Below are 26,122 nucleotides of genomic sequence, written 5' to 3' on the forward strand. Positions count from 1 at the left end.
AGATCCCTGAAAGATGATCAGGTTGATAGGTCTGAGGTGGAAGCGTGGTGACACGTGCAGCTGACAGATACTAATCGATCGAGGACTTAACCAAAATGACGTGCAGAATTTACTTCTTCTATTATCTAGTTTTGAAGGAACAACGTTCCTCATAGTTTGGTGGCGATAGCGAAGAGGTCACACCCGTTCCCATTCCGAACACGGCAGTTAAGCTCTTCAGCGCCGATGGTAGTTGGGGGTTCTCCCCCTGTGAGAGTAGGACGCCGCCAAGCAAGCGAAAGGCCAGCAGAGATGCTGGTCTTTTTGTGTGCAGGAACGGAGACTTTATAATAACTAAAAAGAATATAAAGAGGAAAAAAGTCAAGTAAGCCCAAACCTGAATGGGGAGAACCAAGGAGGTCGAGGAAGCGAAGGAGTGAGCACCGGAGTGTACGGTGTACACGAGGAGCGGAATGACTGAACCTGACGAAGAGATCCGCCAGTTATCGCCGTTCAGGAGTTCGATCACGGCAGTTAAGCTCGTGCCGATGGTAGTTGGGAGTTCTCCCCCTGTAAGAGTAGGACGCCGCCAAGCAGACAAAAGGCCAGCAACAATGCTGGACTTTTTTGTATGGAAACTAAGCTTTACAGTAGTCCTAATAAGAAACTAATTCCAGCTGGCAACTCCAAAATTTTTACAGCTGTAGCGACTAAAGCAAAGGAGCAAAAGCCTGAGCGGGTATTAGGAGGCACGCAGAACGGAGCGAATAGGCTCTCATAGGGATCTGCCCGATAGCCTTGTTAAAAGGTTTTTAATACAGCTATAGTCTGAAGGGGATTGGTGTTAGGACTACTGTTAAAACCGTTACATGTTCGGCGGCAGAGAAATCAGGACGTCCTATGATTGCAGAAAGGAAACAAGTGCTTACTTTCTGCTGGTTTTAAATGCACAAAGCAATTTTTTTAGGAAAATTCAGCAGAAAGTGTTCGAATACAAAAGGGGACCGTAAACAATGCAGTGCAGCCCTATGTGGACGCTACACTTTGTGGTTTTTTTTATTTGGCTCAGTCAATCTTTTCTGCGGATTTCCTCATGCAGACAGAAAAGTAAAATGAAATTAAATGTAACCCCTTTCAAATAAAGAAACTAAAACAAAAGCATTTACCTAATTTACATTGCAGACCAGGATTAAACATAATAAGACTGCCTGCATCAGCAGGCAGTCTAAGCCATTGATATTTAGTTTTATCGAGTACCTGCTTGTCCAGCTAATTGTGATTGAGCTGTTGCTACTAGACGTTTTGTGATTTCTCCGCCAACTGATCCGTTAGCGCGTGATACTGTTTCTGCACCTAATTGTACACCAAATTCAGAAGCGATTTCATACTTCATTTGCTCAAGAGCTTGTTCTGCACCTGAAACTAACAATTGGTTTCTGTTGCTGCTGCGATTTGCCATGTGTTTTCACCTCCTTACATGTTAATCTTCCTAAAATGAATGGTTTAATACCTTTGTAAATATTGGATGATTATCCATTCCTGGTGAACATGTTAAAAATGTATCATTTTTAAATTTGATTGAATTTTCCAGGCTTATTATTTTATTAATTTAATGTATTGCAGTAATATTGGTAAGTATGAGTTTTAAAGGAGGCATCTATATGAAACAACTTTCACAAAAAAGGACGTTCTTGCTCTTATCCTTTCTTGTTATAATGTGGGGAATTAATTGGCCGCTGTCTAAGATGGCTTTAAGCTATAGTCCGCCGCTATTATTTGCTGGAATACGAACAATTTTAGGCGGAATCATTCTGCTTGCTGTTGCACTGCCCCGCTACAGGCTGCTTAACTTCAAGAAAAACTGGAAGGCTTATGTCATTTCAGCCGTTCTTAATATTATCGTCTTTTACGGTTTTCAAACGGTTGGATTAGGGTATATGCCGGCAGGTCTTTTCTCTGCAATTGTATTTATTGAACCTGTGCTGCTTGGCATATTTTCATGGATATGGCTTGGGGAGACCATGTATCCCCTGAAAATTGCTGGCCTGGTGTTAGGTTTTGCGGGTGTCGCTGTTATTAGCTCTGGAGGGTTTACTGGAAGCATTTCTGCTGCTGGTATATTATTTGCGCTTATTTCTGCACTTGGATGGGGTCTTGGAACAGTTTATGTAAAGAGAACAAGTGACAGGGTGGACTCCATCTGGATGGTAACACTGCAGCTCCTAATAGGAGGCTTATTTTTATTGGCTGCGGGTTCAAGTACAGAAAACTGGGGAAACATTAATTGGAATGTACCGTTTGTCTCGAACCTGCTGTTTATCTCAGTCTTTGTAATCGCATTTGGCTGGCTTGCATTTTTCACATTAGTCGGTTCTGGGGAAGCAAGCAAAGTAGGTTCTTATACTTTCCTAATTCCGCTCATTGCCATTTTTTGCAGTTCATTTCTGCTGCATGAAACTATAACGTTAAACCTTCTGGCAGGACTTTGTTTAATCATCCTCAGCATCTGCTTTGTTAACATCAAATTAAAAAGCAGAGCCATAAATAAAAATTAATTAATACCAAACAAAATTTTTATTTACAAAATTAGAACGTCACGGTATGATATCAACAGTTTCATATTTCTAAATCGCTGAATCAATTCGAACGGGGAAACCATTTTTTGTGGCATATTCTTGCTACTGGGGTGAATCCTAATTTTTTAGGTAGGGCTACTCTTTGGCCCGAATCCGACAGCTAACTCCGTAGGCGTATAGGAGAAGAAGGTGAAGCTGGTGTGACTATGCATTTTTATGTCCACAGGGCCGCTTGTTTATGCCTTGCGGATTTTTTTTGTTTTTTTAGCCGCATATCGCTTCTTCTCTAGAATTATAGTCTCCCGGCGATTTAAGTTATGTATACAGGGTACTATAATAACAAAACATGATTATGGTGGTGTACTATGTTAACAGCGGTTAAACGATTTTTAATCGGCCGGCCTTTGAAGTCTAATGAACTAGGCGATCAAAAGCTTAATAAGCTGAAAGCCTTGGCGATTCTTTCGTCTGATGCATTGTCTTCTGTGGCTTATGGTCCCGAACAGATTTTGCTTGTATTAATAACAATAAGCGCAGTAGCTTTTTGGTACTCCCTTCCTATTGCTGTGGGTGTGCTATTTTTATTGACAGCACTTATACTTTCTTACAGGCAAATCATTTACGCTTATCCGCATGGCGGCGGGGCTTATGTAGTATCTAAAGAAAATTTAGGCCGAAATCCTGGATTAATAGCAGGAGGATCGCTGCTTGTTGACTACATACTGACAGTAGCAGTTAGCGTGTCTGCAGGAACGGATGCCATCACATCGGCGTTTCCGGGTCTGCATCCATATACGGTGCCTATTGCGGTGGTGCTAGTAATTTTTATAACGATACTGAATCTCCGCGGGATTACAGAATCAGCTTCCATCCTTGCTTACCCGGTATATTTATTTGTGCTTGCATTATTCATAATGCTAGTGGTCGGGCTATTCCATATCACTTCCGGTGATGTACCGTCTAATCTTCATCCGCATTTTGGGACCCCTGTTGCCGGCATTTCGCTGTTCCTGCTGTTGAGGGCTTTTGCTTCCGGATGTTCTGCACTGACAGGAGTCGAGGCAATCTCGAACGCAATACCCAATTTTAAAGATCCTGCTCCGAAGAATGCAGCCAAAACATTAATGGCAATGGGTTCATTATTAGCTGTGCTGTTTACCGGAATTGTTTTTTTGGCCTATTATTATGGAATTACGCCTAAAACGGAGGAAACAGTCGTTTCACAAATTGCTGATGCTACATTTGGAAGGAATATTTTCTATTATTTCATCCAGGGAACAACAGCCTTAATTCTAATCCTGGCTGCCAACACAGGCTATTCGGCTTTTCCTCTGCTTGCCTTTAATTTGGCTAAAGATAAATTCATCCCCAGAATGTTTACAATGAGAGGGGACCGGCTAGGATATTCAAATGGAATCATTACATTGGGAGCTACTTCAATCCTTTTGATTATTATTTTTAAAGGGCAGACCGAACAGCTTATTCCTTTATATGCAGTGGGAGTGTTCATTCCATTTACATTGTCGCAGACAGGCATGCTGGTTAAGTGGGTAAGAGAAAAGCCAAAAGGCTGGATGGGAAAATTAATCACAAACCTTATTGGCGCGCTGATCAGCTTTACGGTCATGATGATTTTCTTTATTACGAAGTTTGGGCAGGTATGGGCTGTGCTGATTTTCCTGCCTCTTATCGTTTTAATGTTTCACAGCATTAAGAAACATTATGATGCAGTAGGCGAGCAGCTAAGCTTAAAATCCTGCGAGCCCATCCTTCCTATCGAAGGAAATATCATCATTGTGCCGGTAGCCGGCATGACACATGTTGTTGAAAACTCCATCAATTATGCAAAATCTCTTACAGCCGATCAGGTGATTGCTGTGTATGTTGCTTTTGAACGTGAAGATGAAAAATCATTCGAAGAGAAGTGGAAAAAGTGGCAGCCGGATGTCAGGCTTGTTACTCTCCATTCTTATTATCGAAGTGTTATTCAGCCTTTAACTAAATTCATTGATACTGTAGAACATAAGGCCAGTGAATCAAATTACAGGGTCACGGTGCTGATTCCTCAGTTCATACCGAAAAAAAGCTGGCATAATATCCTTCATAACCAGTCGAGCCTATTGATTCGTGCATACTTGCTTTATAAGCGTAATGTAGTAGTGACCACAGTGCCATTTCATTTAAAAAAATAATAAATTGTAAAACAGCTTTGCAGACTATAAGCAAAGCTGTTTTTGTTTTAATGTGATTCCTTAGGCAAAATTATATCTTTTCATTACTTGTTCTCGAAGTAATATTAAGAACTAGTATATAAAATGGATAAACTGCTAATCCTCCTATAATTAGAAGGCCAGAGGCTGGATTGGGGCTGTCTCCGCCATAAGTTATTGGAAATAAAGAACCGAATACATAAATAAAAAGGATGAAATAGGGTATCCATAAGATGGAAGTCCAAAGATTTGCTAATCTGCTGCCCAGCCATTTTTTAGTTAGAGAGTAAAGGGATATTGTGCCAGCAATTATTTCAATGAGCAGCATTACAAAAACAGAACAATTAACCTCATTAATTCCCCAGCTTGTTAGCCTGCCAATTCTATAAACATTCACGATAAGTTCAATTGGAATAAATGCCAAAAGAGCATATATCATACTTACAATATTTAACTTGAAGTAATATTTCATTTTTTAATCTCCCGGCATCTTCATTAAACGTACTGCTCTGTTTTAAAAAGGCTGTTTTTATAAGCTTTAAGAAATGAGCCATTAAGAAAGAAAATTGATTATTGGAATTTCTTCATGCAGCATATTTTTTTATTATAAAATAAAGTTTGGTCATGAAAAAAGGACAATTGATTTCTTTTGTAAGATTTTTTTATACTTTCAGTTTTTTGGCAACATACAGTATAATAGAAAAGGACAATTATAAATAGAAATAAATAAGATATACATAGTAAACAGCATGAAAGGTCCAAAAACAAATATATTCTTAGACTGAACGAAGTGAATAAATGGGATCTGATTTTGGAAAGTATTTTCTGTTTTATGAGATCCTTTAAAATTCTGCAATAATAAGGAGGCATAACATCATGCTTGATGGGTGGTTTTTGTGGTTTATTCTTTTTTGGGTAGTGGTCCTGGTATCCATGATGGGTATAGGCGGCTTTTTCATGTTTCGAAAGTTCCTTAAAAGAATGCCGAAAACTGATGGGAAATCGGACATGGATTGGGAGGAATATTATGTCGGCATGACTAAAAAGCTTTGGCAACAGCAGCAAAAAGAGCTGCTGGAGGACTTGGTAAGTCCAGTTCCTGAGCTATTCAGGGATGTTGCGAGACAGAAAATAGCAGGAAAGATCGGTGAATTGGCGATAAAAGAAAAGGCTTCTGTGATTACTGAGGATATTGTCATCCGGGGATATATCATGGCTACTCCAAAAAGAGATCATAAATTTTTACGTAAAAAGCTGTTGGAGCGTAAGGTGAATCTCCATACATATGAAAACCTTTTTAATTAAGAAAAAGCATACTTAAAAAAGTGTGCTTTTTTTATTGATTTCAAGCTAAAGACAGGGGTTTCCATTAGTTGGTGTATCCGGAACGTATGTGCCCAAGCTGTTTTTTTGTTATAATACAATCAAATCATTAAAGGGACGGAGTGAAGTGTTTTGAAATTCATACATACGGCAGATTGGCATTTGGGAAAAATCGTTCATGGAGTACACATGACAGAAGACCAGCGTCAGGCGCTGCTTCATTTCATAAATATTGTAGAGGAAGAAAAACCTGATGCGATTATTATAGCTGGGGATTTGTATGATAGGTCGGTACCTCCTACAGAAGCAGTTAATTTGCTGGATGAAATGCTATTTACGCTCAATGTGGAAATGAAAACACCTATTGTCGCGATTTCGGGAAATCACGATAGCGCTGAAAGACTGTCATTTGGTTCATCCTGGTACAGACACAGCGGCCTTTATTTACAAGGAAAGCTGGATGATAAGTTTCTGCCCGTGAATGTAGGAGGGGTCAATTTCTATTGTATCCCTTTTACAGAGCCGGGTGTGGTGAGACAGCTCCTTGATGATGAGCGTATACACTCCCACCAGTATGCGATGCAGGCCATGATCCATAAAATAGAGAAAACGCTGAATCCCAATGAGCCTAACGTACTTGTAGGGCATGCTTTTGTTTTGGGCGGGAAAACCAGCGATTCAGAAAGAGTATTATCTGTTGGCGGGACAGGCTGTGTGAACAGCGATTTGTTTGATGCATTTGATTATACGGCTTTAGGTCATTTACATAGTCCTGATGCCATTTCTGATCCGAAAATTTTCTATTCTGGTTCTCTTATGAAATACTCTTTTTCAGAAGCCAGACAGAGGAAATCAATTTCTATTATAAATATGGATGCTGACGGGTCTTTTGAATTGTCATACCGGCCAGTGCAGGCAAAAAAGGATATGAGAGAACTAGAAGGGCATATGGAGGAATTGCTTGATCCTGGATTCTATCAGTCTCAAAAGCTGGATGATTATCTTAAAATCACCCTGCTTGATGAAGGTGCCATTCTGGATCCAATCTCAAGACTAAGGAAGGTTTATCGGAATGTGCTTCACTTGGAGAGGAAATGGGATTTGATTGACAGCAGAAGAAAGCAATCTTTTTCTTCCGTTAAAGATGATAAAAAGTCTGAACTGGAACTTTTTGAAACATTTTACAGGGAAATGACAGATAGGGAATTCGATAGGTTCAAGAGGGATGCTATGACATCTGTCATTGAGGATGTAAAAAAAGAGGAGGCGCTAAAATGAGACCCCTTCGTTTAGTTATGCAGGCATTCGGACCATACGCCGGAAAAGAAACTATAAATTTTGAAGAACTTGAGAGCCGGACAATGTTTGTGATTTCAGGTAAAACAGGAGCAGGCAAAACCACAATTTTTGATGGGATCAGCTTTGCCATATATGGAAAGGCAAGCGGGGAAGATCGAAATGGAATGGAGCTCCGGAGTCAATTTGCACAAAGTGATCTGCTGACAGAGGTTGCCTTGACCTTCGATTTGCGGGGGAAAACCTACTATATAGTACGTTCACCCCAGCAGGAAAGAAAAAAGAAATCGGGCGAAGGCACTACAATTGTAAATGCAAAAGCTGAACTGTATGAAATAGAAGAAAGCGGCAAAAAGCTGCTGGGCTCCAATGTCAGGGAAGTGGAAGAAAAGATCAAACAATTGATGGGCCTTGATGCAAATCAGTTCAGGCAGATATTGATGATCCCGCAAGGAGAATTCCGAAAACTATTAACTTCGGAAAGCAAAGATAAGGAGCAAATCCTCCAAAAGCTTTTTCACACAGAAATGTATAAAAATATTGAAGAAAAGCTGAAGGAAGAAGCTGCATTATTAAAGAAACAAAGCGACAGATCCCGTCAGGAAAGAGTTCATCTGATCAGGAACATCCAGCCAGGGGACAACGAAGAATTAACAATGCATATCGCTGCAGAAGATCCCAATGAAAACATTATTTTGCCGCTGCTGACTGAAGAAATATATAAAAATGAAAAGAGCTTACAAAGACTGGAAGCTGATAATAATCAAAGGCAACATATAAGGGATGAAATAAAAGCGGAAATAGTCCGGGCTGAGGGGCTTATCGCCACATTTCAAGAACTAGAAAGAATGAATGCTGAAAAAAAATCTTTGGAATTACGAAAATCAGAATTTGACAAAAAAAAGTCAGCCATTGCCATGGCACAGCGTGCAATTGCCTTAGAAAAGCAGGAGCAATTTTACCTTAGAATAGGCAAACAGCTGAATGAAGTCCGGCAAGAATTAGATAAACAAAAGAAAGATGCTGATACCCTTAAAAAGAAAAAGGTATTTTTGGAAGAAAACTATGAAATCGAGAAAAATAAAAACAGCGAAAGAGACGAGGTTTTAAGAGAATTACACCGTCTACAGCAGCTGAAGGGGTCTGTGGAGGCATTTAGCCAATACAGCCAGGCTGCTGTTATGGCAGAAAAGTCCTGGAAAGACACAGAGGAAAAAAAATCCGACATAGAAAAACGTTTGAAAAATTGTGAAGAAACGGAAGAAAAGCTGCTGGCAGAAAAAAGTCATTGTGAACAAGCTGTGGTAAATTATGCTGAAAAAGAAAGAGAAACAGAAAAGAACCAGGAGCTTTTGGATAAAATCACTTATTTTATGGAGCTTTTTCAAACGAGAGAAAAAGCTGAAAAAGATCGGATTAACAAAGAAAAAGCATCAAACCTGGCTGCAATCGATCTATTGCAGGAAAGAAGCCGTATGGAGGAGCTAAATCACAATTGGATGGGAAGCCAGGCCAGTTTATTGGCCCAGTCACTTGTTCCTGGTGAAGCCTGCCCTGTATGCGGAGCAGCCGATCATCCAAATCCGGCAGCAAGCAGCTTATCCATGCCTTCAGAGGCTCAGCTGAAAAAACAGCAGGAAATTTTAAAGCTCGCAGAAGAAAAGAAAAGCAAAGCCGAAGCAGAATATTATAAAGCAGATATAAAATATTCCTCACTAGTGGAGGACTGTGCCCAAAAAACAGAGCAATTGAAAAAGCTGATTTCAGATTTTCAGTCAGATAAAATCAGCGAGTATGTTCATGATGTCAAAAATAACAAAATAATTCTTCTAAAAGAGATAGATGCTCTTCGGCTGAAAAAGGATAAATTACCAGAAATTGAAAAGCAATTGGCTCAGCTGAAAGAAGAAAAAAAGAAGTTTATATTAAATGCAGAACAGCTAAAAATACAAGAAGAACAAGCCAGGATGCACTATTTTGAAGCTGGAACAAAACTTTCTTCTCTAAAAGATGGCATACCTGAAGAAATAAGAACACCTGAAAAGTATCATCTTGCATGTAAAGATTTGGAACGTAAGCAAAAAGAGCTTCAGGAGGCTCTGGACCGCTCTCTGACAGTACTGCAGAAAGCTATACAGGAAGAAGCTGTTTTTACTGCTAATATACAGTCCCTTTCAGGGAATGAAGCGAATTTGGCTGAAGAACTGTCCGATGAAAGGAAACGCTTTAAGGAGGAGCTGCAGCAGCAGGGGTTTGATTCATATAGCGCATATACGGCTTCAAAAAAATCAGAAGCTGAGATTGCTGCTATAGAGAATGAAATAATTGCCTATGAACAAAAATATCATACGGTAATTGGTCTTTACCACCAGCTTGAGTTAACTTTAAAAGGAATAAGCATGCCCGATTTAAATGGAATGCATAAGAGGCTTGAAACAGCTGATGCCCAAATTGCTGAGTGCAGAGAGCTGTTTTCGAAACTTGCGGGTGGAATTCAGGATAATAAGAAAATAAACGCTGATTTAGAAAGAATTAAGCTCGAGCAAAAAGAACTTGATGAAAAATTTGCCGTTATCGGACATTTGCATGAAATCTCCAAAGGCCAGAATCCTTTTAGAATTACTTTTGAGCGATACGTGTTGGCTGCTTTCCTTGATGATATATTAAAAGAAGCCAATCTGCGCTTGATTAAAATGACAAGCGGACGTTATCAGCTTCTCCGCAAAATTGATCCAACAAGGAAAAATATTCAGAGCGGTCTGGAATTGTCGATATATGATCAATATACTGGCCAGGAACGGCACGTGAAAACACTTTCTGGAGGAGAAAGCTTTAAAGCAGCCCTGGCCTTGGCCCTTGGCTTAGCAGATGTGGTGCAATCACATTCGGGCGGAATTTCACTTGAAACAATGTTTATTGACGAAGGTTTTGGAACGCTGGATCCAGAATCTCTGGATCAGGCAATAGAAGCATTGATGGATATTCAAAGCAGCGGTCGCCTTGTCGGGATAATTTCGCATGTTCCTGAATTAAAAGAACGGATAGATGCACAGCTTGAAGTCATTTCAACACAAAAGGGCAGCCGTACTGAGTTTAACTTCACCGGCTGAAATTAAAGGCAGGAGGAAAGGTAATGGTTCAATCAATCGGCATGGATGCAGGCGGCTCACTGCTAAAACTGGCATATATGGAAAATGGATTGCTTCATGTTAAAGCTTATGATTACAGTGATATTGCAAAGCTGCTTCAATGGCTCACAATGGTTGGCCAGGGAGCAAAAATCTGTTTAACAGGAGGCAAAGCTGCCTTTGTGCAGAGCAAGCTCCCGATTGAAGCCGGCTATGCAGATGAATTTGAAATGACGCTATCAGGAGCTGCGTATCTGCTTTCCAGTGAGGAAAAATATATGGCAGCAAGGATCCTTGTTTCTATTGGTACCGGCACATCCATTTACTTATTACATGGAAAAGAATCAAAAAGGATTTCAGGCAGCGGAGTCGGCGGAGGAACACTAACAGGTTTATCTTCCCTGCTGCTGGGCACGGATAATTTTGAGAAGCTTGTTTCATATGCGGCAAAAGGTGACAGGTCCCAGGCGGATTTGCTGGTCAGGGATATTTATGGAAAGGAGAACCCGCCTATTCCCGGTCATTTTACTGCAAGTAATTTTGGAAAAGCTGCACATATGGGCAATCCCGCAAAAGAAGATATCGCTGCATCATTAATGGGCATGGTAGCAGAAACTGCAGTTTTATTAGCAGCAGGGGCTGCACATGCAAATAGCTTAAAAGATATCTGTTTTATTGGAGGTACTCTGGTTAACAATATACCGCTTAAACATGCATTGAAAGAGGCAAGTGCTGCTTTTGGCTGTGAGGCGCATTTTCCAGATAGGGGAGAATACAGCGGTGCAGTTGGCGCACTCCTTTCGCTATAATACCGTTGTTTGAAAACAAAAATGAAGCGAATGAATCCTATTTCATTCGCTTTTAATATAAAGAATATTGTTCTTGTTTTTTTCTTCAAGCTGCTTGTTAATTGTAATGGTCAATATGCGGTTTTCTAACTCTGCAGTGATTTTTTTATTATCTATAGAATAAGGAAAACAAATGCTTCTTTCTAAGAAATTCCCGGTTTGTTCCGTTATGCCCGTAACTTCCTTATTTACACGAACGATAATTGTATCTCCCTTGAAAATCACATTAATTGATTCCATATAAGGAACTTCCAGCAATCCTTCAACGATATACTCCTCACTTGATTCGTACAAATCAATCCGGAAGGTCATCATGTCCAGATAGCTGGTAACAGGGTCTAAAAAGTACCGCGACATCCACTCATCAAATTTATCATTTTCAAGTTCCTCGTCGAATTGCTGATTCTCCATATACTTACCCCCGTTTTGCCTTTGTATAGTATATGTAGTGTAATGATAAGGAGTGTAGAAGGAGCCTAACCATCAGTAGTTCACTTCTGTAATATCCATTCGAATACTAAACGTTAATTACCACTTTACCTTGAGCGTGCCCCTCCTGGAAATATCTGAAAGCCTCAGTAATTTCACTTAACTTAAACAGTTTATCGATTTTTGGTTTTATTTTTCCGCTCTCAAGTAATTCTTTTACGTAATTCAGGTCTTTTTGGCTAGCTCTCTGTAATACAGTACTTATTTTCTTACTTCCAGTCATCGAAATAAAATGCCCTATAACTAAGGCACGAAACAATTGGGATCCGGAACCTCCTGCATGAACGAAAGTTCCATTTGCTTTTAATGCACGTTTATAAGCTGAAATAGAATTAGACCCGTTCACGCCGAGAATCAGATCATAATATTCCTCATTTTTAGAGAAATCTTCATTTTTATAATCAATAATATGGTCTGCACCTAAAGAATGCAATATCTCTAAATTTCTTGTACTGCATACGCCTGTTACTTCAGTTCCAAAAGATTTCGCAATTTGTACTGCAAAAGTACCGACACCGCCAGATGCCCCATAAATTAATACCTTCTGCCCCGATTTAATTTTCCCTTTATCTCGTAATGCCTGAAGGGCAGTCACTCCTGCCATAGGTGCCGCAGCTGCTTCCTCGAATGTGATATTGGCTGGTTTTAAGGCTAAAGCATCTTCGGGGACTGCTGCATATTCAGCAAAACCGCCCCAGCCACAGCTTGAGAGGTCTCCAAATACTTCATCACCTACTTGAAATAGGTTTACATTTTTGCCGACAGCTTCAACTTTGCCAGCTATGTCACCTCCAGGTATGGAGTATTTTGGTCTGGTTAGTCCGAAAGCGAAGCGGGCTAAGAATGGTTTGCCTTTCAAAAGAACCAGGTTGCCGAAGTTTAAAGATGAGGAATGTACTTTTACCAATACTTGATTCTCCGCAGGTAACGGTTTTTTTATCTCAGCTAATTCAAGTACATCAGGTGAACCATATTTATTGCACACTATTGCTTTCAAAAATTCCCCTCCAATTTCTTAACATAATTGACTTGGTTAATGTACATTGTTGAATACTGGATTTTTTTTGATGATTAGCCAGACTTCCAGGGGAGCATCGGTATAGTCGAGGCCGCACTGAGGAGGTCAGCAAATGGATCTGAAGTCTGTGTGGAGCAGAAAACAACAGGTAAGTTTTGCGGTTCCTTTATTTACATAGAAAGAGGATCCATCCATAACAGAAAGTGTGAAGTGCTGTGCTGTTATGTAAATAATATTTATATGGAATAACGAATGTAAACATTCGCAAAAGTGAAGGTCCAAAATGAAAAGTGAATTAAAAGGCTGGAAAAACTAAAAATCTTATTGGTCTATTTTTGAAAATAATATCATGTATCACATATGAAAATGCCTAGCCGCTGACGGGGAGGTGCTTTTTAAGAAGAAATAGAGATCTATATAGCAAAAAAAATCGCAGGCTGATTTAGCCCGCGATTTTTCATTTGTACTTCGGAAAGTAATCCGTCATTCAGATGACTTTCTTTTTACTTCATAGAACTCCCCAAGCCAGGGCATTGGTTTTTTTACATATCATGTCCGCTGTTATGTTTTTGGCGGGAATGCTTTCTGTTTTTAACTTTATGAGAACCGCTTAAGGGAGCCGGCTGTCCTGAATTTTCTCCTTTTGGTGCATTTCTTCGGATATCTTTTCCATCGTTTTTATTCATTGTTAACCCCTCCTGATATTAAGATTGGCTTTTGGCTTTATTTTATGCAATGGCCTCCTTGGCTTTTTTTATATTACGAAGAGCTTTACATACATATTTACTGAATGGCGGCACACTATAGTATTGAAAACGAAAAAAGGAGTGCTGCATATGCTAAATCATCAGGATAAGCGGAGAACTTTTCAAGAAGCGCAGCAAAGCGTAAAGCAAGTCCAGGATGCCTATGAAGATATTATCACTGATAGTCCAGGGTATGGACATCAGCTTCAGCATCTGAAACAGGAAGCAAACGAAGCTTTTCAGCAGATACAAACGGCTCTTGGCAGTGCCTCAGAGCATCAGCAATTACAGCTTGAACAATTTCAAAAGGATATCAGCAGCATATTAAGCGAATTGAATGCTGAAGGATAATGAAATAAAAAAGCAGGCTGCTTTCAATATGTGCAGCCTGCTTTTTTATTTTTGTATGAGTAAATTGAATTTTAAATCATGATATATTAATTTTATTCATATTTATCATCCCGAACATGCTGTATTAGAACGTCCTCAATGCCTTGATGATGACTGATACTGCTTTTTTATTGTTACTGATTTTTTTTACGCTTCTTATTATTTTGTTTTTGCTCTTCTGTTAGGGGCTCATTTTGAAACTCTTTATTGAATCCAGCTCCAATTCCTTGGCCTTTTGCATCATTCATCCCCGGGATTACGTGATTCGCTTTTCGATTTGACAAAAGAATTACCTCCATTCATCCCATTTAGACTGTTCGTAAAACCCCCTGATATGGAAGTTCCGTTTTATAGGGTGCGATGATAAAAGTTAATTATGCATGTGATGAATTTGTTTTGTTAGAATAATATGTGCCATAAATAAAAAAGGGGGAGATTTGGAAGTTTCCTTCAAGGGCCAGCTTTAAATTACATCATGCATGATAAAGGGAAAACACCATAAGGAATACTTATCAAAAACAATAACTTTCTTGATATTTACTTATATCTATTTCTATATTAAAATTTAATTGTGAGAAAAGTGAGGATGGGAGAATATTCAAACTTTTCGCCAAATAATTATTCATTTTTGTAATCTTGGCTGTTTTATATAAGCCATGTTTACTCTTATGCTCAGATTTATGAGGTGACATTCCTAACAGGGGGTAAGAAACATGACGAAAAATGATATTTTTCAAGCGCGTTCATCATTTGAACTTAATGGAAAACGCTACAATTTTTACAATTTAAATGCTTTAGAAAAAGCAGGTGCAGGAAAAGTTTCAAGGCTGCCATATTCCATTAGGGTATTGCTTGAAGCAGTGCTTCGCCAGGTTGATGGCCGGGTCATTACCAGGGAGCATGTAGAAAATCTTGCTAAATGGGGAACAAGCGAACAACAAGATATTGACGTGCCATTCAAGCCTTCACGAGTGATCCTGCAGGATTTTACGGGTGTCCCGGCTGTAGTGGACCTTGCATCTCTTAGAAATGCGATGGCTGCATTGGGTGAAAATCCGGATAAAATTAATCCTGAAATTCCAGTTGATCTGGTAATTGACCACTCTGTACAAGTTGATAAAGCTGGAACTCTTGATTCCCTGGAAGTCAACATGGATCTTGAATTCGAGCGTAATACCGAACGTTACCAGTTTTTAAGCTGGGCACAAAAGTCCTTTAATAACTATCGTGCAGTACCGCCTGCAACTGGGATTGTCCATCAGGTGAACTTGGAATACCTGGCTAATGTAGTTCATTCAGTTGAAACTCCAAATGGAGACCATGAAGTCTTCCCTGATACTGTTTTTGGTACAGATTCACACACTACCATGATTAATGGAATTGGTGTATTAGGATGGGGTGTCGGCGGAATCGAAGCAGAGGCAGGCATGCTCGGACAGCCATCATATTTCCCTGTGCCTCAGGTTGTCGGTGTTAAGCTGACTGGAAAGCTTCCTAACGGCACAACGGCTACAGACCTTGCATTAAAGGTAACTCAAGTTCTCCGTAAACATGGAGTTGTCGGCAAATTCGTGGAATTCTTTGGCCCTGGAGTTTCATATCTTCCATTAGCTGACCGTGCAACCATTGCCAATATGGCACCAGAATATGGAGCTACTTGCGGATTTTTCCCTGTTGACAGTGAAGCAATCGCTTACCTGCGCCTGACAGGCCGTGATGAAGAATTGATTCAAATCGTTGAAACATACAGCAAGGAAAATGGATTATTCTATTCTCCTGATAAAGAAGATCCAATCTACACAGATGTTGTGGAAATTGATCTGGCTGACATTGAGCCAAACCTTTCCGGGCCAAAACGCCCGCAGGATTTGATTCCTCTTTCCCAAATGCAGCAATCCTTCAAAGAGGCTATTAATGCCCCTATGGGAAATCAAGGTTTCGGTCTTGAGTCATCTGAACTGGATAAAGAGGTAACAGTGAAATTTGCTGATGGCCATGAATCGAAGATGAAAACGGGTGCGATTGCCATTGCAGCCATTACAAGCTGCACTAACACTTCAAATCCTTACGTAATGCTTGGCGCCGGGCTGCTTGCGAAAAATGCCGTAGAAAAGGGCCTAAGTGTGCCGGACTATGTCAAAACTTCGCTTGCACCTGGATCTAAGGTAGTTACAGGGTATCTTCGTGATGCTGGCCTGCAGCCTTATTTGGATAAATTGGGCTTCAATATTGTAGGGTACGGATGTACAACTTGCATCGGAAACTCTGGACCATTGGCTGAGGAAATCGAAGCGGCAGTTTCAGAAGCAGATTTGCTTGTAACGTCTGTTTTATCTGGAAACCGTAACTTTGAGGGAAGGATTCATCCTTTAGTAAAAGCTAACTACCTTGCTGCACCTCCATTGGTCGTTGCATACGCTCTTGCCGGTACGGTGAATGTGGATCTTCAAAAAGATTCTCTTGGCAAGGACAAAGACGGAAACGATGTTTACTTTAATGACATTTGGCCGTCTCAAGATGAAATTAATGAGGTTGTGCAAAGGACAGTAACTCCAGAGTTGTTCCGCAAAGAGTATGAAACAGTATTCAATGATAACAAACGCTGGAATGATATCCACACAAGCAATGAAGCATTATATTCTTTTGATACTACATCAACTTACATTCAGAATCCGCCGTTCTTTGAAGGGTTATCTCCGGAGCCGGGAACAGTCAACCCGCTTTCTGGATTGCGTGTAGTCGGCAAATTTGGTGATTCGGTAACGACTGACCACATTTCTCCGGCAGGTGCCATCGGAAAAGATACACCAGCAGGAAAATATCTGCGGGCTAATGGTGTAGAACCGCGTGATTTCAACTCTTACGGTTCACGCCGCGGAAACCATGAAGTCATGATGCGCGGAACTTTCGCAAACATCAGGATACGCAACCAAATTGCCCCAGGCACAGAAGGCGGATTTACGACATATCATCCGACAGGCGATGTAATGGCGATCTATGATGCATGCATGAAATATAAAGCAGACGGCACAAGCCTTGCTGTTTTGGCCGGCAAAGATTACGGTATGGGAAGCTCCCGTGACTGGGCTGCAAAAGGAACGAACCTTCTTGGAATCAAAACAGTCATTGCCGAAAGCTTCGAGCGTATCCATCGTTCTAATTTAGTATTGATGGGAGTTCTTCCTCTTCAATTCAAAGAAGGAGAAAATGCCGAAGTTCTTGGATTAACAGGAAAAGAAGCAATTGACGTAGCTATCGATGAAAATGTTAAACCGCGCGATATGGTTAAAGTAACTGCAACTGACGAAGACGGCAATAAAAAGGAATTTGAAGTACTTGTCCGTTTTGACAGCGAAGTTGAAATTGATTACTACCGCCACGGCGGAATACTTCAAATGGTGCTGCGCGACAAGTTGAAAGCGTAAGTGAATATCAGGTCAATCAGAAACGGCAAACCTTAAATGGGTTTGCCATTTTTTCTCATCAACTTTGCTGTAAATAAAAGGGGACTTTTGATATTATCAAAATATAGAATAAAGTTTGGAATTTTCACCTTGTTCTATAAAGTGTAACAGGGGGTTTATATGATTAAAAAAATGATTGCAGCTTCTGTGCTTATCCTTCTCATTACCGTTGCGATTGTACAGGCTATGGATAATGGAAAAGAAAAGGGGAAGGAAGGCAGACAGACATCTGCAGGCGTTAAAGTTGGTGAAGAGGCTCCAGACTTTGATCTTTATACACTGGAAGGGAAGAAAGTAAAGCTTTCAGAATTTAAAGGCAAAAAGCTGCTGATCAATTTTTGGGCCACCTGGTGTGAGCCTTGTAAAGAAGAAATGCCCCACTTGGAGGAATTTTATAAAAATTCCGCCTCGAACGCAGTAATTCTTGCTGTAAATATTGATCCTGAAAATGACGTAGAAGGCTATGCGCAAAAAATGGGTCTCACCTTTCCCATCCTTTTGGATAATCAGGAAAAAAGCAAAGCAGTGAATGAACGATATGGGGTAGCTGCTGTACCGAGCAGTTTTTTAGTCGATTCTAAAGGTGTAATTCGGCAAAAATTTATAGGCGCCATTAATTTTGATGTTATGAAAAAAAGCATGGAAAAGTTAAAATAAGTATTTAGGCATAGCCGGGTTCCGTGACTGAAACCTGGCATGCCTTTTTTTTAGGTGATATGATGTCATAATTTTATGTGAATTTGGCGATACTGATTATAAATCAAATGAAAAAAGGTGAAATTATGAAAAGAAGGAAAAGATCGTTTGAAGATTTAGTGCTTGAAAACAAAATGGAGTTATTAAAGGATTTGAAACAGATGGAAAAAATTGAAGAACGGCTGGAAAACAGGCATATGTTAAAGGCAGAGTAACCTTCAAAATATGTCAGTAATGTTTCCTCTTTTTAAGTAAAAGATAATAAAAAGGAGGAGATAGACATGGGCAATCCAAAAAAAGATTCTAAACATTTTACACCAAGCCATATTGGTACCAAATCACGGTCATTTGGCAATAATAAAGGCAAGCAGATGGGAGATAAATCCGGGGAGCATCCTCAAGTTATTCAGACGAAGGGTGAATGACCGGAATTAATTAGTTAATTGTAATTTTATTATGTTAACTTGAATGTTTATAAAACACGATGGAGGTAATGATGCAATGACATACAACAAGCCAAATCCCGACGATCGTTCAGATAATGTAGAAAAATTGCAGGATGCTGTCCAAAATACAATTGAAAACATTGATAGGGCAGAAGAGTCTCTAGAATTTGCTACAGGGGATGAAAAGCAGCAAATTATGGATAAAAATGAAAGAAGAAGAGACAGCATCCAGGGAATGCGGAATGAAATAAAAGATGAAGACGCTGCACGAAAAAACGGTTATCAATAATAAATGTATCAATCATCATTTTTGGAAAAAAGGGAGAAAGAGCATTGCTTTCTTCCTTTTTTGCTTTTCATCCTCTTAGAGCACAATAATAAATAAGATGGTGAAAATATGATAAAATTACATATAGAATGCAGGAATGAAAGATGTGATAAAGCTGAAAACAAGACAGCAGATAAAAGAAATGGCAGCAGAAAAAGCAGCGCGGTTTTCAAATGAATTAGAAAGTCTCGGTTACATTAAAAATCAAGAGGAGTTAATAAAGTTAATCCAGCTTTATGACGAGCCTGGCAGTGATGCTGATAAGCTAAAGTCGGAGTTATTTGGCATGCTTGCACAGTCCCAAAAAGAAAAGTTTGGGGAAGATTCGTTATTTATGGCATGGCTAAAGAAGGCAAGTGAATTGGATCCGGCCAACCAAAGAGTGAATGGGCTGCTTGCAGAGTCAAATTTGGAGAAATTCAGATATCTGGCAGAACCCCTTGTTTTCCCAATAATTCGTGAAACAGATAACCGTACGGCTAAAAAGAAGATAGCGGATGAATATATAACAAAATGCGAAATATTCCTTGGAAAATTGGAAACTGCAGTACGTGATTTAGAAATTGGAATCGGACGCGCCCGAAAACTTGGAAATGAGCCGCTCGTTTCTAAATATCAGAATTTGACCAATATGGCCAATGAGATATTCTTAGAGCTTTCTGGGCTCCACGCAGCATCTAAAGAATATGGTGAATCGATTACCGGCGTATTTTACACGTCGACTCATTTTCTTGATATGCAGGAACATATCAGCCGCCTTGGGACCCTGAGATCTGATTGGAATGAAATTTTCAGTGAGTACTTAGATGAACATTCAGAACAGGCTGCTGGCCCGCTGGATGAACTGCAAAATATGATAGGGCTATCCTCGGTAAAAAGAAGAGTGAATGATTATTATCATTTTCTGCAATATCAGCAAAGAAGAAAAGAAATGGGTTTTAGGGCAAAAGACGGGCAAAGTATGAACATGGTTTTGACTGGGAATCCGGGTACCGGTAAAACGACGCTGGCCCGTCTTTTTGCACGGATTTATAATAGCCTTGGGGTATTGCCTAAGGAGAAGGTATATGAAGTTGATCGGTCACAGCTAATAGGAGCGTATGTCGGGCAAACGGAAGAAAACGTGAAGGCAGCCGTTGAAAGGGCAATAGGAGGAGTCCTGTTTATAGACGAAGCCTATAGCCTGAAACGGGATGGCCAGTCAGGCAATGATTATGGACAAACTGCGATAGATACACTGGTTTCTTTAATTACAAGCGAAAAATATTCCGGAAAATTTGCGGTTATACTTGCTGGCTATCCGGATGAAATGAGGCAATTCCTGAATGCAAACCCTGGCCTGCAAAGCAGATTCCCTCAAGCGAACCATATTCATCTTGTAGATTTCTCTACAGAAGAATTGCTGCTGATCGCTGAAAAAACAGCGGAGGAAAATGATTATTTTTTAACCAGCGAAGCGAGGATTGAACTGGGAAAAAGAATTGAAAAAGAAAAAGTGGATGAAACATTCGGAAATGCCCGGGCCGTTAAGGACATCATTACTGAGGCCATTTTTAAAAAGGGCTCAAAACAAGGACTGGATGAAGATATTTTTCAGTATACGCTGCTCAGTAAAGATGATTTTGAAGTACAGGAAGAGGATGCTTCGATTGCATCGTTGTCACAGTTAAATCAGCTGATAGGGCTTTCGGGAATAAAAGAGGAAGTTCAGACACTCGCTTCTTTTGCTGAAGTTCAGTCTATACGCAGAAAAAAATCCCTTCCTGCTGTTCCAATTCAGCTGCATGCTGTCTTTACCGGAAACCCCGGCACAGGGAAAACCACTGTTGCCAAAATATATTCCCGGCTCTTAAAAGAAAGGGGTATGCTGAAGCGCGGTCACTTAATTGTCACAAGCAGGGCAGATTTTGTTGCAGGATATGTAGGGCAAACTGCAATCAAAACAAAGAAAAAAATAAGAGAAGCCCTAGGCGGAGTCCTGTTTATCGATGAGGCATATTCTCTGTTAAGCCACACTGAGGGTGACTTTGGCAAAGAGGTGATTGATACGCTCGTAGATGAGATGACCAAACATAATGAAAATCTTGTTGTCATCCTGGCTGGCTATCCGGAAGAAATGAAAAGCCTGCTGCGGAGCAATCCTGGCCTTCGTTCCAGATTTAAAAAGTTTTTTAATTTTAGCGATTATACAGCAGAAGAGATGATTTCAATCATGGAAAGCTATGCAGGAAATTATCACTATGAGCTTACGGATGATGCAAAATCATTTCTCTTAGAAAACCTTAGCAGAAAGCCTGTAAAGGGGAACGGGCGCTTTGCTGCTAATTTAATCGATGAAACCATCCAGCTGCAGTCTTCCCGCCTATTTAGAGAGCCGGAGTTAATGGAAGAACAGAACAATTTATCGCTGCTGAAAAAAGAAGACATTAAAGCAGCATTCGAAAAAGTAGAAAGCGGGGATTAAATTGCTGATTTCAAAAAAAAACATAGAAGTGAGATATGCGGAAACGGATCAAATGGGTGTGGTGTATCATACAAACTATATTGTTTGGATGGAACTGGGCAGAACAGAACTGGTAAAGGATCTTGGATTTAATTACGCAGAGATGGAGAAAGATGGAATTATATCTCCTGTAATTGATGTGAATGTTTCCTACAAGCGCCCCGTCCGGTATGGAGAGACTGCACTTGTTAAAACATGGATTGAGCATTATGATGGCATACGGATTATTTATGGATACGAAATTTATACTGAATCAAATGATCTTGCTGTTTCTGCCACTTCCTCGCATGTTTGTGTGAAAAAAGACAGCTTTAGGCCAATCTCCATTAAAAGAGTGTTCCCGGATTGGCATGAAGCATACGAAGCGAATAAAAAAACAGATCAAAAGTAATGAGAGCGGATTTTCCGCTTATACCGGCAAGTATTTCGTTAAATGGTATTTCCGGCTATAAGCAGAAGAGGAGAGAAGTGCCCTTCTGATGTAAATGATACAGCCTGTTTAAAAAAAGGAGGAAACATTATTGGCTTTTGGGATAAAAAGAAAAGATCTTTTGGAATGGAAAAATAAAATCCAAAAAGGGGAAATTGCATTTCTGACCCACTTTTGGCTGGATGACCGTTTTCCTGGTTGTACAACGGTCACAAAAGTGGGCTGCGGCGATTTAAAAAAGCTCGAAGCCTGGGGAAAAAAATATGGATTGAAGAAAGAGTGGATCCACCATCGGAAAGATGGCTACTCTCACTTCGATTTATTAGGTACCTCACAAAGAGATATACTTAAAAAGGAAGGTATATCGGATAGATTAATAGAAAAAAGTGCCCGTAATTCTCACCTTTCATAAAAAACACCGGAGCCATAATAAATGCCCCCTAATCCAATAGGGGGCATTTATTATGGCTAAATATACAGATATAGATAAACGGAAAGGTATAAATGTTATTTAGGTAGTATCAGCAAAGTTTGCAGACTTCGCAGATTCTATTAGAGATAAAAGCCAGCTATCTAAACTGGATTCAATAGAAATTATTATTATTGGAGCCTATTTTTTGTATAAAAACTCGGGTTCGTTATACTTTTGATTAAACTCAATATGCAAGTCATTTCCGTCAAAGTACCATGAGTCGGTTTCTTCAACAAAGAATGAAATGCCCATTTTTTCAGTTTGGGCAGCCGGATTTTCGGGATCAGTATTGTTGACCCCTAATGAAAAGCCGCTTTGTATAGGACTGTATCCTCCATATCTTGCGAAAAAACGGAGAGAATCTCCTTCTTTTAACGAAAGTTCATCTTTATACCATGCTGCTGCTTCATCGTTAATAAATATTTTCATAGCAAAGTCTCCCTTCATACTAGTCATTAACAATAGTATATAGCAATGCTAGTAAAGAAGCGAACGATGTGTCATCCCGGCAGGAAGCTGGACCTCGCGATGGTTCCAGGGGGGCATGTAAGGAAATACAATGGCGAACCTTGATTGATTAGATGTCTGTGGAAATTGAAATCCTATTAATCATTTTCTCTCTTTAAAAGTAAGCTGGTGCAAAAAAATCAGAAGAGTTGCTATATTGTGTTAAAATATAGATATTAACTGTACTACTTTTAATAACGGCTTGCTAGTCATGTGATATAAATACTTCAGTCGTTCAGTGACACTGCTGATATATACATTACTCCTTTTACGGGATGAGTTTAGTTAACTGAATAGATGTAGATTATATGGTTTCGAAAACAACATATATTTATCTATGTATTATTAATAGGTAGTGAGAATTGATGGTATATAATAACGCGATATAGTTAAGGGGGCTGGGTGAATGCGTAAATCCGAATTGCTGAAAGGCAGCACAGAGATGGTGCTTCTTTCAATTTTAAAGAACCGGGATATGTATGGGTACGAAATTATCGAGGAATTAAAAAGAATCAGTGATGGATACCTGTTATTTAAAGAAGGAATGCTGTATCCGGCTTTGAAAAAATTAGAAGAAAAAGAACTTGTGAAAAGTTATTGGAGAGATTCTCTGGAGGGGCCAAGCAGGAAATATTACTACATTACCAAAAATGGTGTGCGCGAACTAAAGGAGCAAATTACAGAGTGGGAGCTTTTTCATGAGATCATTAATAAAGTAGTCCATCATCAGAAGTGAGCATGGGGTAATAACAGAACAGGACAAAAAAATAGAGAGCTTATCTCGGGCATTGTCTGCCTTCGGCGGCTCTCTCTTCTTGTTCTTTATTCCTTTTCCTTTGCTTCCATTTCAGCTATTTTTGCGATAAGAATATGCGGAGGCATATGCATGATCTGTTCAATTGGCACTGATAGCGATTTTGAAAGCTTAATGGCAGTTTCAGCCGATATTTGCAGAGGCTTCATATTAGCTCCTTTCTTTTCGAAGTACTGTCAGCTGCGAAAATTAAAAGCCAGCCCCTATGTTTTGGTTTGGGATGGCAGGAATATATATTTAAATCCATTTTACTTTCGGCTCGGTTTTATCCAGAATCCGTTTAATGTTTGCACGGTGGCGATAAAAAATAAATATGGCCAGCACTCCAAGGACGAGTATCAGGGGCCAGTCGCTCCACTTAAAAATCATGGCATATGCCAGTGAAACGATTGAAGCCACCATGGAGGAAAGAGACACATATTTTGATAAATACAGCGCAATAAAGAAGGCGGCTAAGACTACAACGAACAGCAGAGGTACATAGGCAAGTACGATTCCTCCCGAAGTAGCTACAGCTTTTCCGCCGCGGAACCCTGCGAAAACAGGGAACATATGGCCGATTACAGCAAAAACTCCTGCCAGAAGGGGGTGGATATGAGCTCCGATCATCATAGGCAGCATAGTAGCCAATGTGCCTTTTAATATATCCATTATGGTAACAGCCATTCCGGCTTTAAAGCCGAGCGTCCGAAAAGTATTGGTGCCGCCGAGGTTTTTGCTTCCGTGTTCACGGATATCCGTTTTATAAAAGATCTTGCCGATAATCAAGCCGGAAGGAATAGAACCAAGCAGGTAGGCAAGCGCCAATGTGATAATAATTAGTAACATATTGCAGCCCTTTCTTATATGTATTTATTTGTATGTATGATTGCTTTTGCGGATTGCACTTTCGTATGTTTATCCAAAAAGCATGTATACCTTTAGCCATTAAGCAAGGTACTCTATATTTTATCATGATTATGCAAAAAAACCATCGGCTATGAGATTTTTTATTCCATGAATTTTGAAGCTTTTATTCATGAAAGCTTTAAACTATGCAATTTACATCCAAAACCTTCCTGTCCTTTTCCATGGCATTAGGCAGTTATGTTAAAATAGGAATGTAGTAGACTAGTTGATGAAAACGGGAGATTGTTATGAAAAATTTATTTGGCGCTCTGCAATGGATCGCTTTTATGGTTGCTTCTTCAATCGTAGCGCCTATTGCGATTGCAGACTTATTCGGTTTAACCGGTCATGAAGCAGCAGAATTTGTTCAAAGGACAATATTTGTTCTAGGCGTAGCCGGAGTCATCCAGGTAACCTGCGGGCACAGGCTGCCTATTAATGAAGGGCCGGCAGGTTTATGGTGGGGGGTGTTTGCCCTTTACGCAAGTTTCAGTACCACACTGTTTGCATCAGGCTCTGACACCCTAAGAGCCCTTCAGACAGCCCTGATTGCAAGCGGCATCTTATTTATCATACTTAGTGCAGCAGGATTGATAAAAGTGGTCAGCCGCCTATTTACGCCTGTTGTGATGGGCATCTATCTGCTTCTTCTGGTTGTGCAGCTCAGCAAATCATTTTTAAACGGTATGCTTGGATTGGGGTATACAGGAAATAAAGCTGATTTAAAAATTGCCGGATTAAGCCTGCTGACGGTGCTGATCACTTTTTATGTGACAAAACATAAAAAGGAATCCATCCGGCGCTACGGAGTGTTAATTTCCCTTGCCTGCGGCTGGCTTCTTTTTGCAGTTTGCGGAGCAGCGAAGAAGGCTGCCTATTCCCCGGATCAGCTGTTTTCACTTCCAAAGCTGTTTGCTTTTGGTTCCCCGAAGTTTAATTCAGGCATGATCATGACCGCAGTATTTGTTACACTCCTTTTGCTGACGAATATGATAGCAAGCATCCGTTTAGCAGAAATGGCCATGGACTCAATAAAACCGGGAGAAGGCAAGGCAAATCTTAAATCAGCAGGCATGGCAGCCGGCATAAACCAGATATTAGGAGGAGTATTCAGTGCAGTTGGGCCTGTCCCGATTTCAGGTGCCGCGGGGTTTATTGCTGCAACGAGGATGACATCCAGACTGCCGTTTTTACTCGGCTCCATTTTAATTGCCGTTTCAAGCTTTTTTCCGCAGGTTATGGCCATTTTTACAGCCGTTCCGATTCCAGTTGGATATTCCGTGACATTTGTAGTGTTTACGGGCATGCTAGGCATGGCGTTTGCCGAATTCGAAAAGGAAAAAGAACAAAATAGAATACGTACGGTTATTGGCGTTTCACTATTGAGCGGAGTAGGCTTAATGTTTGTTCCCGCCGCAGCCTTTCAGGGGCTGCCTCCAATTATCGTTTCGCTGCTCAATAATGGCCTGGTGTTTGGCTCACTCGTATCCATATGTGCAGATCAGTGGACGAAGATTGTTTACAGAAGAAAGGCTCGGGGTGAAGCATAATTCTTCAGGGGAAAGATAGCC

Annotated in this window: 26 protein-coding genes, 2 rRNA genes and 1 riboswitch; of the genes, 19 read left to right on the forward strand and 9 right to left on the reverse strand. The window is 40.1% G+C overall.

Translation table 11 applies throughout. The annotated features are described in order from the left end of the window. Together BM126_RS12715 and rrf are read left to right on the forward strand one after the other, a co-directional pair. Positions 1 to 94 (forward strand): 23S ribosomal RNA (locus tag BM126_RS12715); the annotation flags it as partial. A 61-nt stretch (positions 95 to 155) separates the two neighbouring features. Next, positions 156 to 272: ribosomal RNA gene (gene rrf / locus BM126_RS12720) — 5S ribosomal RNA — on the forward strand. 953 nt (positions 273 to 1,225) lie between these two features. On the opposite strand, the gene BM126_RS12730 is transcribed toward rrf, so the two are convergent. Continuing rightward, positions 1,226 to 1,438 (reverse strand): alpha/beta-type small acid-soluble spore protein, encoded by a 213-nt coding sequence (locus BM126_RS12730; RefSeq protein ID WP_090989855.1) that lies wholly within the window; start codon positions 1,436 to 1,438, stop codon positions 1,226 to 1,228. Between the two features lie 202 nt (positions 1,439 to 1,640). On the opposite strand from BM126_RS12730, the gene BM126_RS12735 reads away from it, so the two are divergent. Then, positions 1,641 to 2,534 carry a DMT family transporter gene (locus BM126_RS12735; RefSeq protein ID WP_090989856.1) on the forward strand — a complete coding sequence of 298 codons (894 nt, stop codon included), beginning with the start codon at positions 1,641 to 1,643 and terminating at the stop codon, positions 2,532 to 2,534. Between the two features lie 65 nt (positions 2,535 to 2,599). Beyond that, positions 2,600 to 2,745: riboswitch (cyclic di-AMP (ydaO/yuaA leader) on the forward strand. A gap of 175 nt (positions 2,746 to 2,920) precedes the next feature. After that, positions 2,921 to 4,747 carry an APC family permease gene (locus BM126_RS12740; protein WP_090989857.1) on the forward strand — a complete coding sequence of 609 codons (1,827 nt, stop codon included), beginning with the start codon at positions 2,921 to 2,923 and terminating at the stop codon, positions 4,745 to 4,747. Positions 4,748 to 4,817: 70 nt separating this feature from the next. On the opposite strand, the gene BM126_RS12745 is transcribed toward BM126_RS12740, so the two are convergent. Continuing rightward, positions 4,818 to 5,237, reverse strand: coding sequence for a hypothetical protein (locus BM126_RS12745; RefSeq protein WP_090989858.1), 420 nt, complete (start codon positions 5,235 to 5,237; stop codon positions 4,818 to 4,820). Between the two features lie 404 nt (positions 5,238 to 5,641). Here BM126_RS12745 and BM126_RS12750 point away from each other — a divergent pair, with 404 nt between their 5' ends. The 4 genes from BM126_RS12750 (at position 5,642) to coaW (ending at position 11,321) form a co-directional block, all read left to right on the forward strand. Beyond that, complete coding sequence (locus BM126_RS12750) at positions 5,642 to 6,070, forward strand: DUF2621 family protein (RefSeq protein ID WP_090989859.1); 429 nt, start codon at positions 5,642 to 5,644, stop codon at positions 6,068 to 6,070. Between the two features lie 150 nt (positions 6,071 to 6,220). Further along, entirely contained in the window at positions 6,221 to 7,366 is a 1,146-nt protein-coding gene (locus tag BM126_RS12755; protein WP_090989860.1) for an exonuclease SbcCD subunit D, read from the forward strand. Further along, on the forward strand, positions 7,363 to 10,494 hold the full coding sequence (locus BM126_RS12760) for an AAA family ATPase (protein ID WP_090989861.1): 3,132 nt from the start codon (positions 7,363 to 7,365) through the stop codon (positions 10,492 to 10,494). The genes BM126_RS12755 and BM126_RS12760 overlap by 4 nt, the downstream gene beginning before the upstream one ends. A gap of 23 nt (positions 10,495 to 10,517) precedes the next feature. Then, positions 10,518 to 11,321: a type II pantothenate kinase gene (gene coaW, locus BM126_RS12765; protein ID WP_090989862.1), complete on the forward strand. Its 804-nt coding sequence runs from the start codon at positions 10,518 to 10,520 to the stop codon at positions 11,319 to 11,321. A 42-nt stretch (positions 11,322 to 11,363) separates the two neighbouring features. On the opposite strand, the gene BM126_RS12770 is transcribed toward coaW, so the two are convergent. The 3 genes from BM126_RS12770 to BM126_RS12780 form a co-directional block, all read right to left on the reverse strand. Next, the gene (locus tag BM126_RS12770; protein WP_090989863.1) at positions 11,364 to 11,771 is read right to left on the reverse strand and encodes an Hsp20/alpha crystallin family protein; all 408 of its coding nucleotides are present in this window, start codon (positions 11,769 to 11,771) and stop codon (positions 11,364 to 11,366) included. A gap of 106 nt (positions 11,772 to 11,877) precedes the next feature. Further along, a complete protein-coding gene (locus BM126_RS12775; RefSeq protein ID WP_090989864.1) occupies positions 11,878 to 12,846 on the reverse strand; it encodes an NAD(P)-dependent alcohol dehydrogenase in 969 nt (322 codons plus the stop codon). Positions 12,847 to 13,409: 563 nt separating this feature from the next. After that, positions 13,410 to 13,553, reverse strand: coding sequence for a small acid-soluble spore protein P (locus BM126_RS12780; RefSeq protein WP_071352947.1), 144 nt, complete (start codon positions 13,551 to 13,553; stop codon positions 13,410 to 13,412). Between the two features lie 150 nt (positions 13,554 to 13,703). On the opposite strand from BM126_RS12780, the gene BM126_RS12785 reads away from it, so the two are divergent. Then, complete coding sequence (locus tag BM126_RS12785; protein WP_090989865.1) at positions 13,704 to 13,964, forward strand: hypothetical protein; 261 nt, start codon at positions 13,704 to 13,706, stop codon at positions 13,962 to 13,964. 173 nt (positions 13,965 to 14,137) lie between these two features. On the opposite strand, the gene sspO is transcribed toward BM126_RS12785, so the two are convergent. Next, the gene (sspO, locus tag BM126_RS12790) at positions 14,138 to 14,287 is read right to left on the reverse strand and encodes a small acid-soluble spore protein O (RefSeq protein ID WP_090990290.1); all 150 of its coding nucleotides are present in this window, start codon (positions 14,285 to 14,287) and stop codon (positions 14,138 to 14,140) included. Positions 14,288 to 14,716: 429 nt separating this feature from the next. Here sspO and acnA point away from each other — a divergent pair, with 429 nt between their 5' ends. The 8 genes from acnA to BM126_RS12830 all read left to right on the forward strand — a co-directional run bounded on the left by acnA (position 14,717) and on the right by BM126_RS12830 (position 22,282). Continuing rightward, positions 14,717 to 17,428, forward strand: a complete 2,712-nt coding sequence (gene acnA, locus BM126_RS12795) for an aconitate hydratase AcnA (protein ID WP_090989866.1) — start codon at positions 14,717 to 14,719, stop codon at positions 17,426 to 17,428. Positions 17,429 to 17,587: 159 nt separating this feature from the next. Further along, positions 17,588 to 18,124, forward strand: a complete 537-nt coding sequence (locus tag BM126_RS12800) for a peroxiredoxin family protein (RefSeq protein WP_090989867.1) — start codon at positions 17,588 to 17,590, stop codon at positions 18,122 to 18,124. Between the two features lie 107 nt (positions 18,125 to 18,231). Beyond that, a complete protein-coding gene (locus BM126_RS12805; RefSeq protein WP_256213090.1) occupies positions 18,232 to 18,378 on the forward strand; it encodes an FbpB family small basic protein in 147 nt (48 codons plus the stop codon). 66 nt (positions 18,379 to 18,444) lie between these two features. Beyond that, the gene (locus tag BM126_RS12810; protein ID WP_071352952.1) at positions 18,445 to 18,588 is read left to right on the forward strand and encodes an acid-soluble spore protein N; all 144 of its coding nucleotides are present in this window, start codon (positions 18,445 to 18,447) and stop codon (positions 18,586 to 18,588) included. A gap of 76 nt (positions 18,589 to 18,664) precedes the next feature. Next, positions 18,665 to 18,898, forward strand: coding sequence for a small acid-soluble spore protein Tlp (tlp, locus tag BM126_RS12815; RefSeq protein WP_071352953.1), 234 nt, complete (start codon positions 18,665 to 18,667; stop codon positions 18,896 to 18,898). A gap of 136 nt (positions 18,899 to 19,034) precedes the next feature. Continuing rightward, complete coding sequence (locus tag BM126_RS12820; RefSeq protein WP_090989868.1) at positions 19,035 to 21,401, forward strand: AAA family ATPase; 2,367 nt, start codon at positions 19,035 to 19,037, stop codon at positions 21,399 to 21,401. A gap of 1 nt (position 21,402) precedes the next feature. Then, the gene (locus BM126_RS12825) at positions 21,403 to 21,831 is read left to right on the forward strand and encodes an acyl-CoA thioesterase (RefSeq protein WP_090989869.1); all 429 of its coding nucleotides are present in this window, start codon (positions 21,403 to 21,405) and stop codon (positions 21,829 to 21,831) included. A 130-nt stretch (positions 21,832 to 21,961) separates the two neighbouring features. Further along, complete coding sequence (locus BM126_RS12830; RefSeq protein ID WP_090989870.1) at positions 21,962 to 22,282, forward strand: hypothetical protein; 321 nt, start codon at positions 21,962 to 21,964, stop codon at positions 22,280 to 22,282. A 198-nt stretch (positions 22,283 to 22,480) separates the two neighbouring features. Here BM126_RS12830 and BM126_RS12835 read toward each other — a convergent pair whose 3' ends face one another. Then, positions 22,481 to 22,771 carry a HesB/YadR/YfhF family protein gene (locus BM126_RS12835; RefSeq protein WP_090989871.1) on the reverse strand — a complete coding sequence of 97 codons (291 nt, stop codon included), beginning with the start codon at positions 22,769 to 22,771 and terminating at the stop codon, positions 22,481 to 22,483. 484 nt (positions 22,772 to 23,255) lie between these two features. On the opposite strand from BM126_RS12835, the gene BM126_RS12840 reads away from it, so the two are divergent. After that, positions 23,256 to 23,585, forward strand: coding sequence for a PadR family transcriptional regulator (locus tag BM126_RS12840; protein WP_090989872.1), 330 nt, complete (start codon positions 23,256 to 23,258; stop codon positions 23,583 to 23,585). 86 nt (positions 23,586 to 23,671) lie between these two features. Here the strand turns inward: BM126_RS12840 and BM126_RS12845 are convergent, their stop codons facing one another. Together BM126_RS12845 and plsY are read right to left on the reverse strand one after the other, a co-directional pair. Continuing rightward, positions 23,672 to 23,812, reverse strand: coding sequence for a YycC family protein (locus tag BM126_RS12845; protein WP_071352374.1), 141 nt, complete (start codon positions 23,810 to 23,812; stop codon positions 23,672 to 23,674). A gap of 88 nt (positions 23,813 to 23,900) precedes the next feature. Further along, positions 23,901 to 24,491 carry a glycerol-3-phosphate 1-O-acyltransferase PlsY gene (plsY, locus tag BM126_RS12850; RefSeq protein ID WP_090989873.1) on the reverse strand — a complete coding sequence of 197 codons (591 nt, stop codon included), beginning with the start codon at positions 24,489 to 24,491 and terminating at the stop codon, positions 23,901 to 23,903. A 308-nt stretch (positions 24,492 to 24,799) separates the two neighbouring features. On the opposite strand from plsY, the gene BM126_RS12855 reads away from it, so the two are divergent. Beyond that, entirely contained in the window at positions 24,800 to 26,101 is a 1,302-nt protein-coding gene (locus tag BM126_RS12855) for a purine/pyrimidine permease (protein ID WP_090989874.1), read from the forward strand. Positions 26,102 to 26,122: the final 21 nt, after the last annotated feature.

Source organism: Bacillus sp. OV322, assembly GCF_900112495.1.
In the GTDB taxonomy this organism is placed as follows: domain Bacteria; phylum Bacillota; class Bacilli; order Bacillales; family DSM-1321; genus Peribacillus.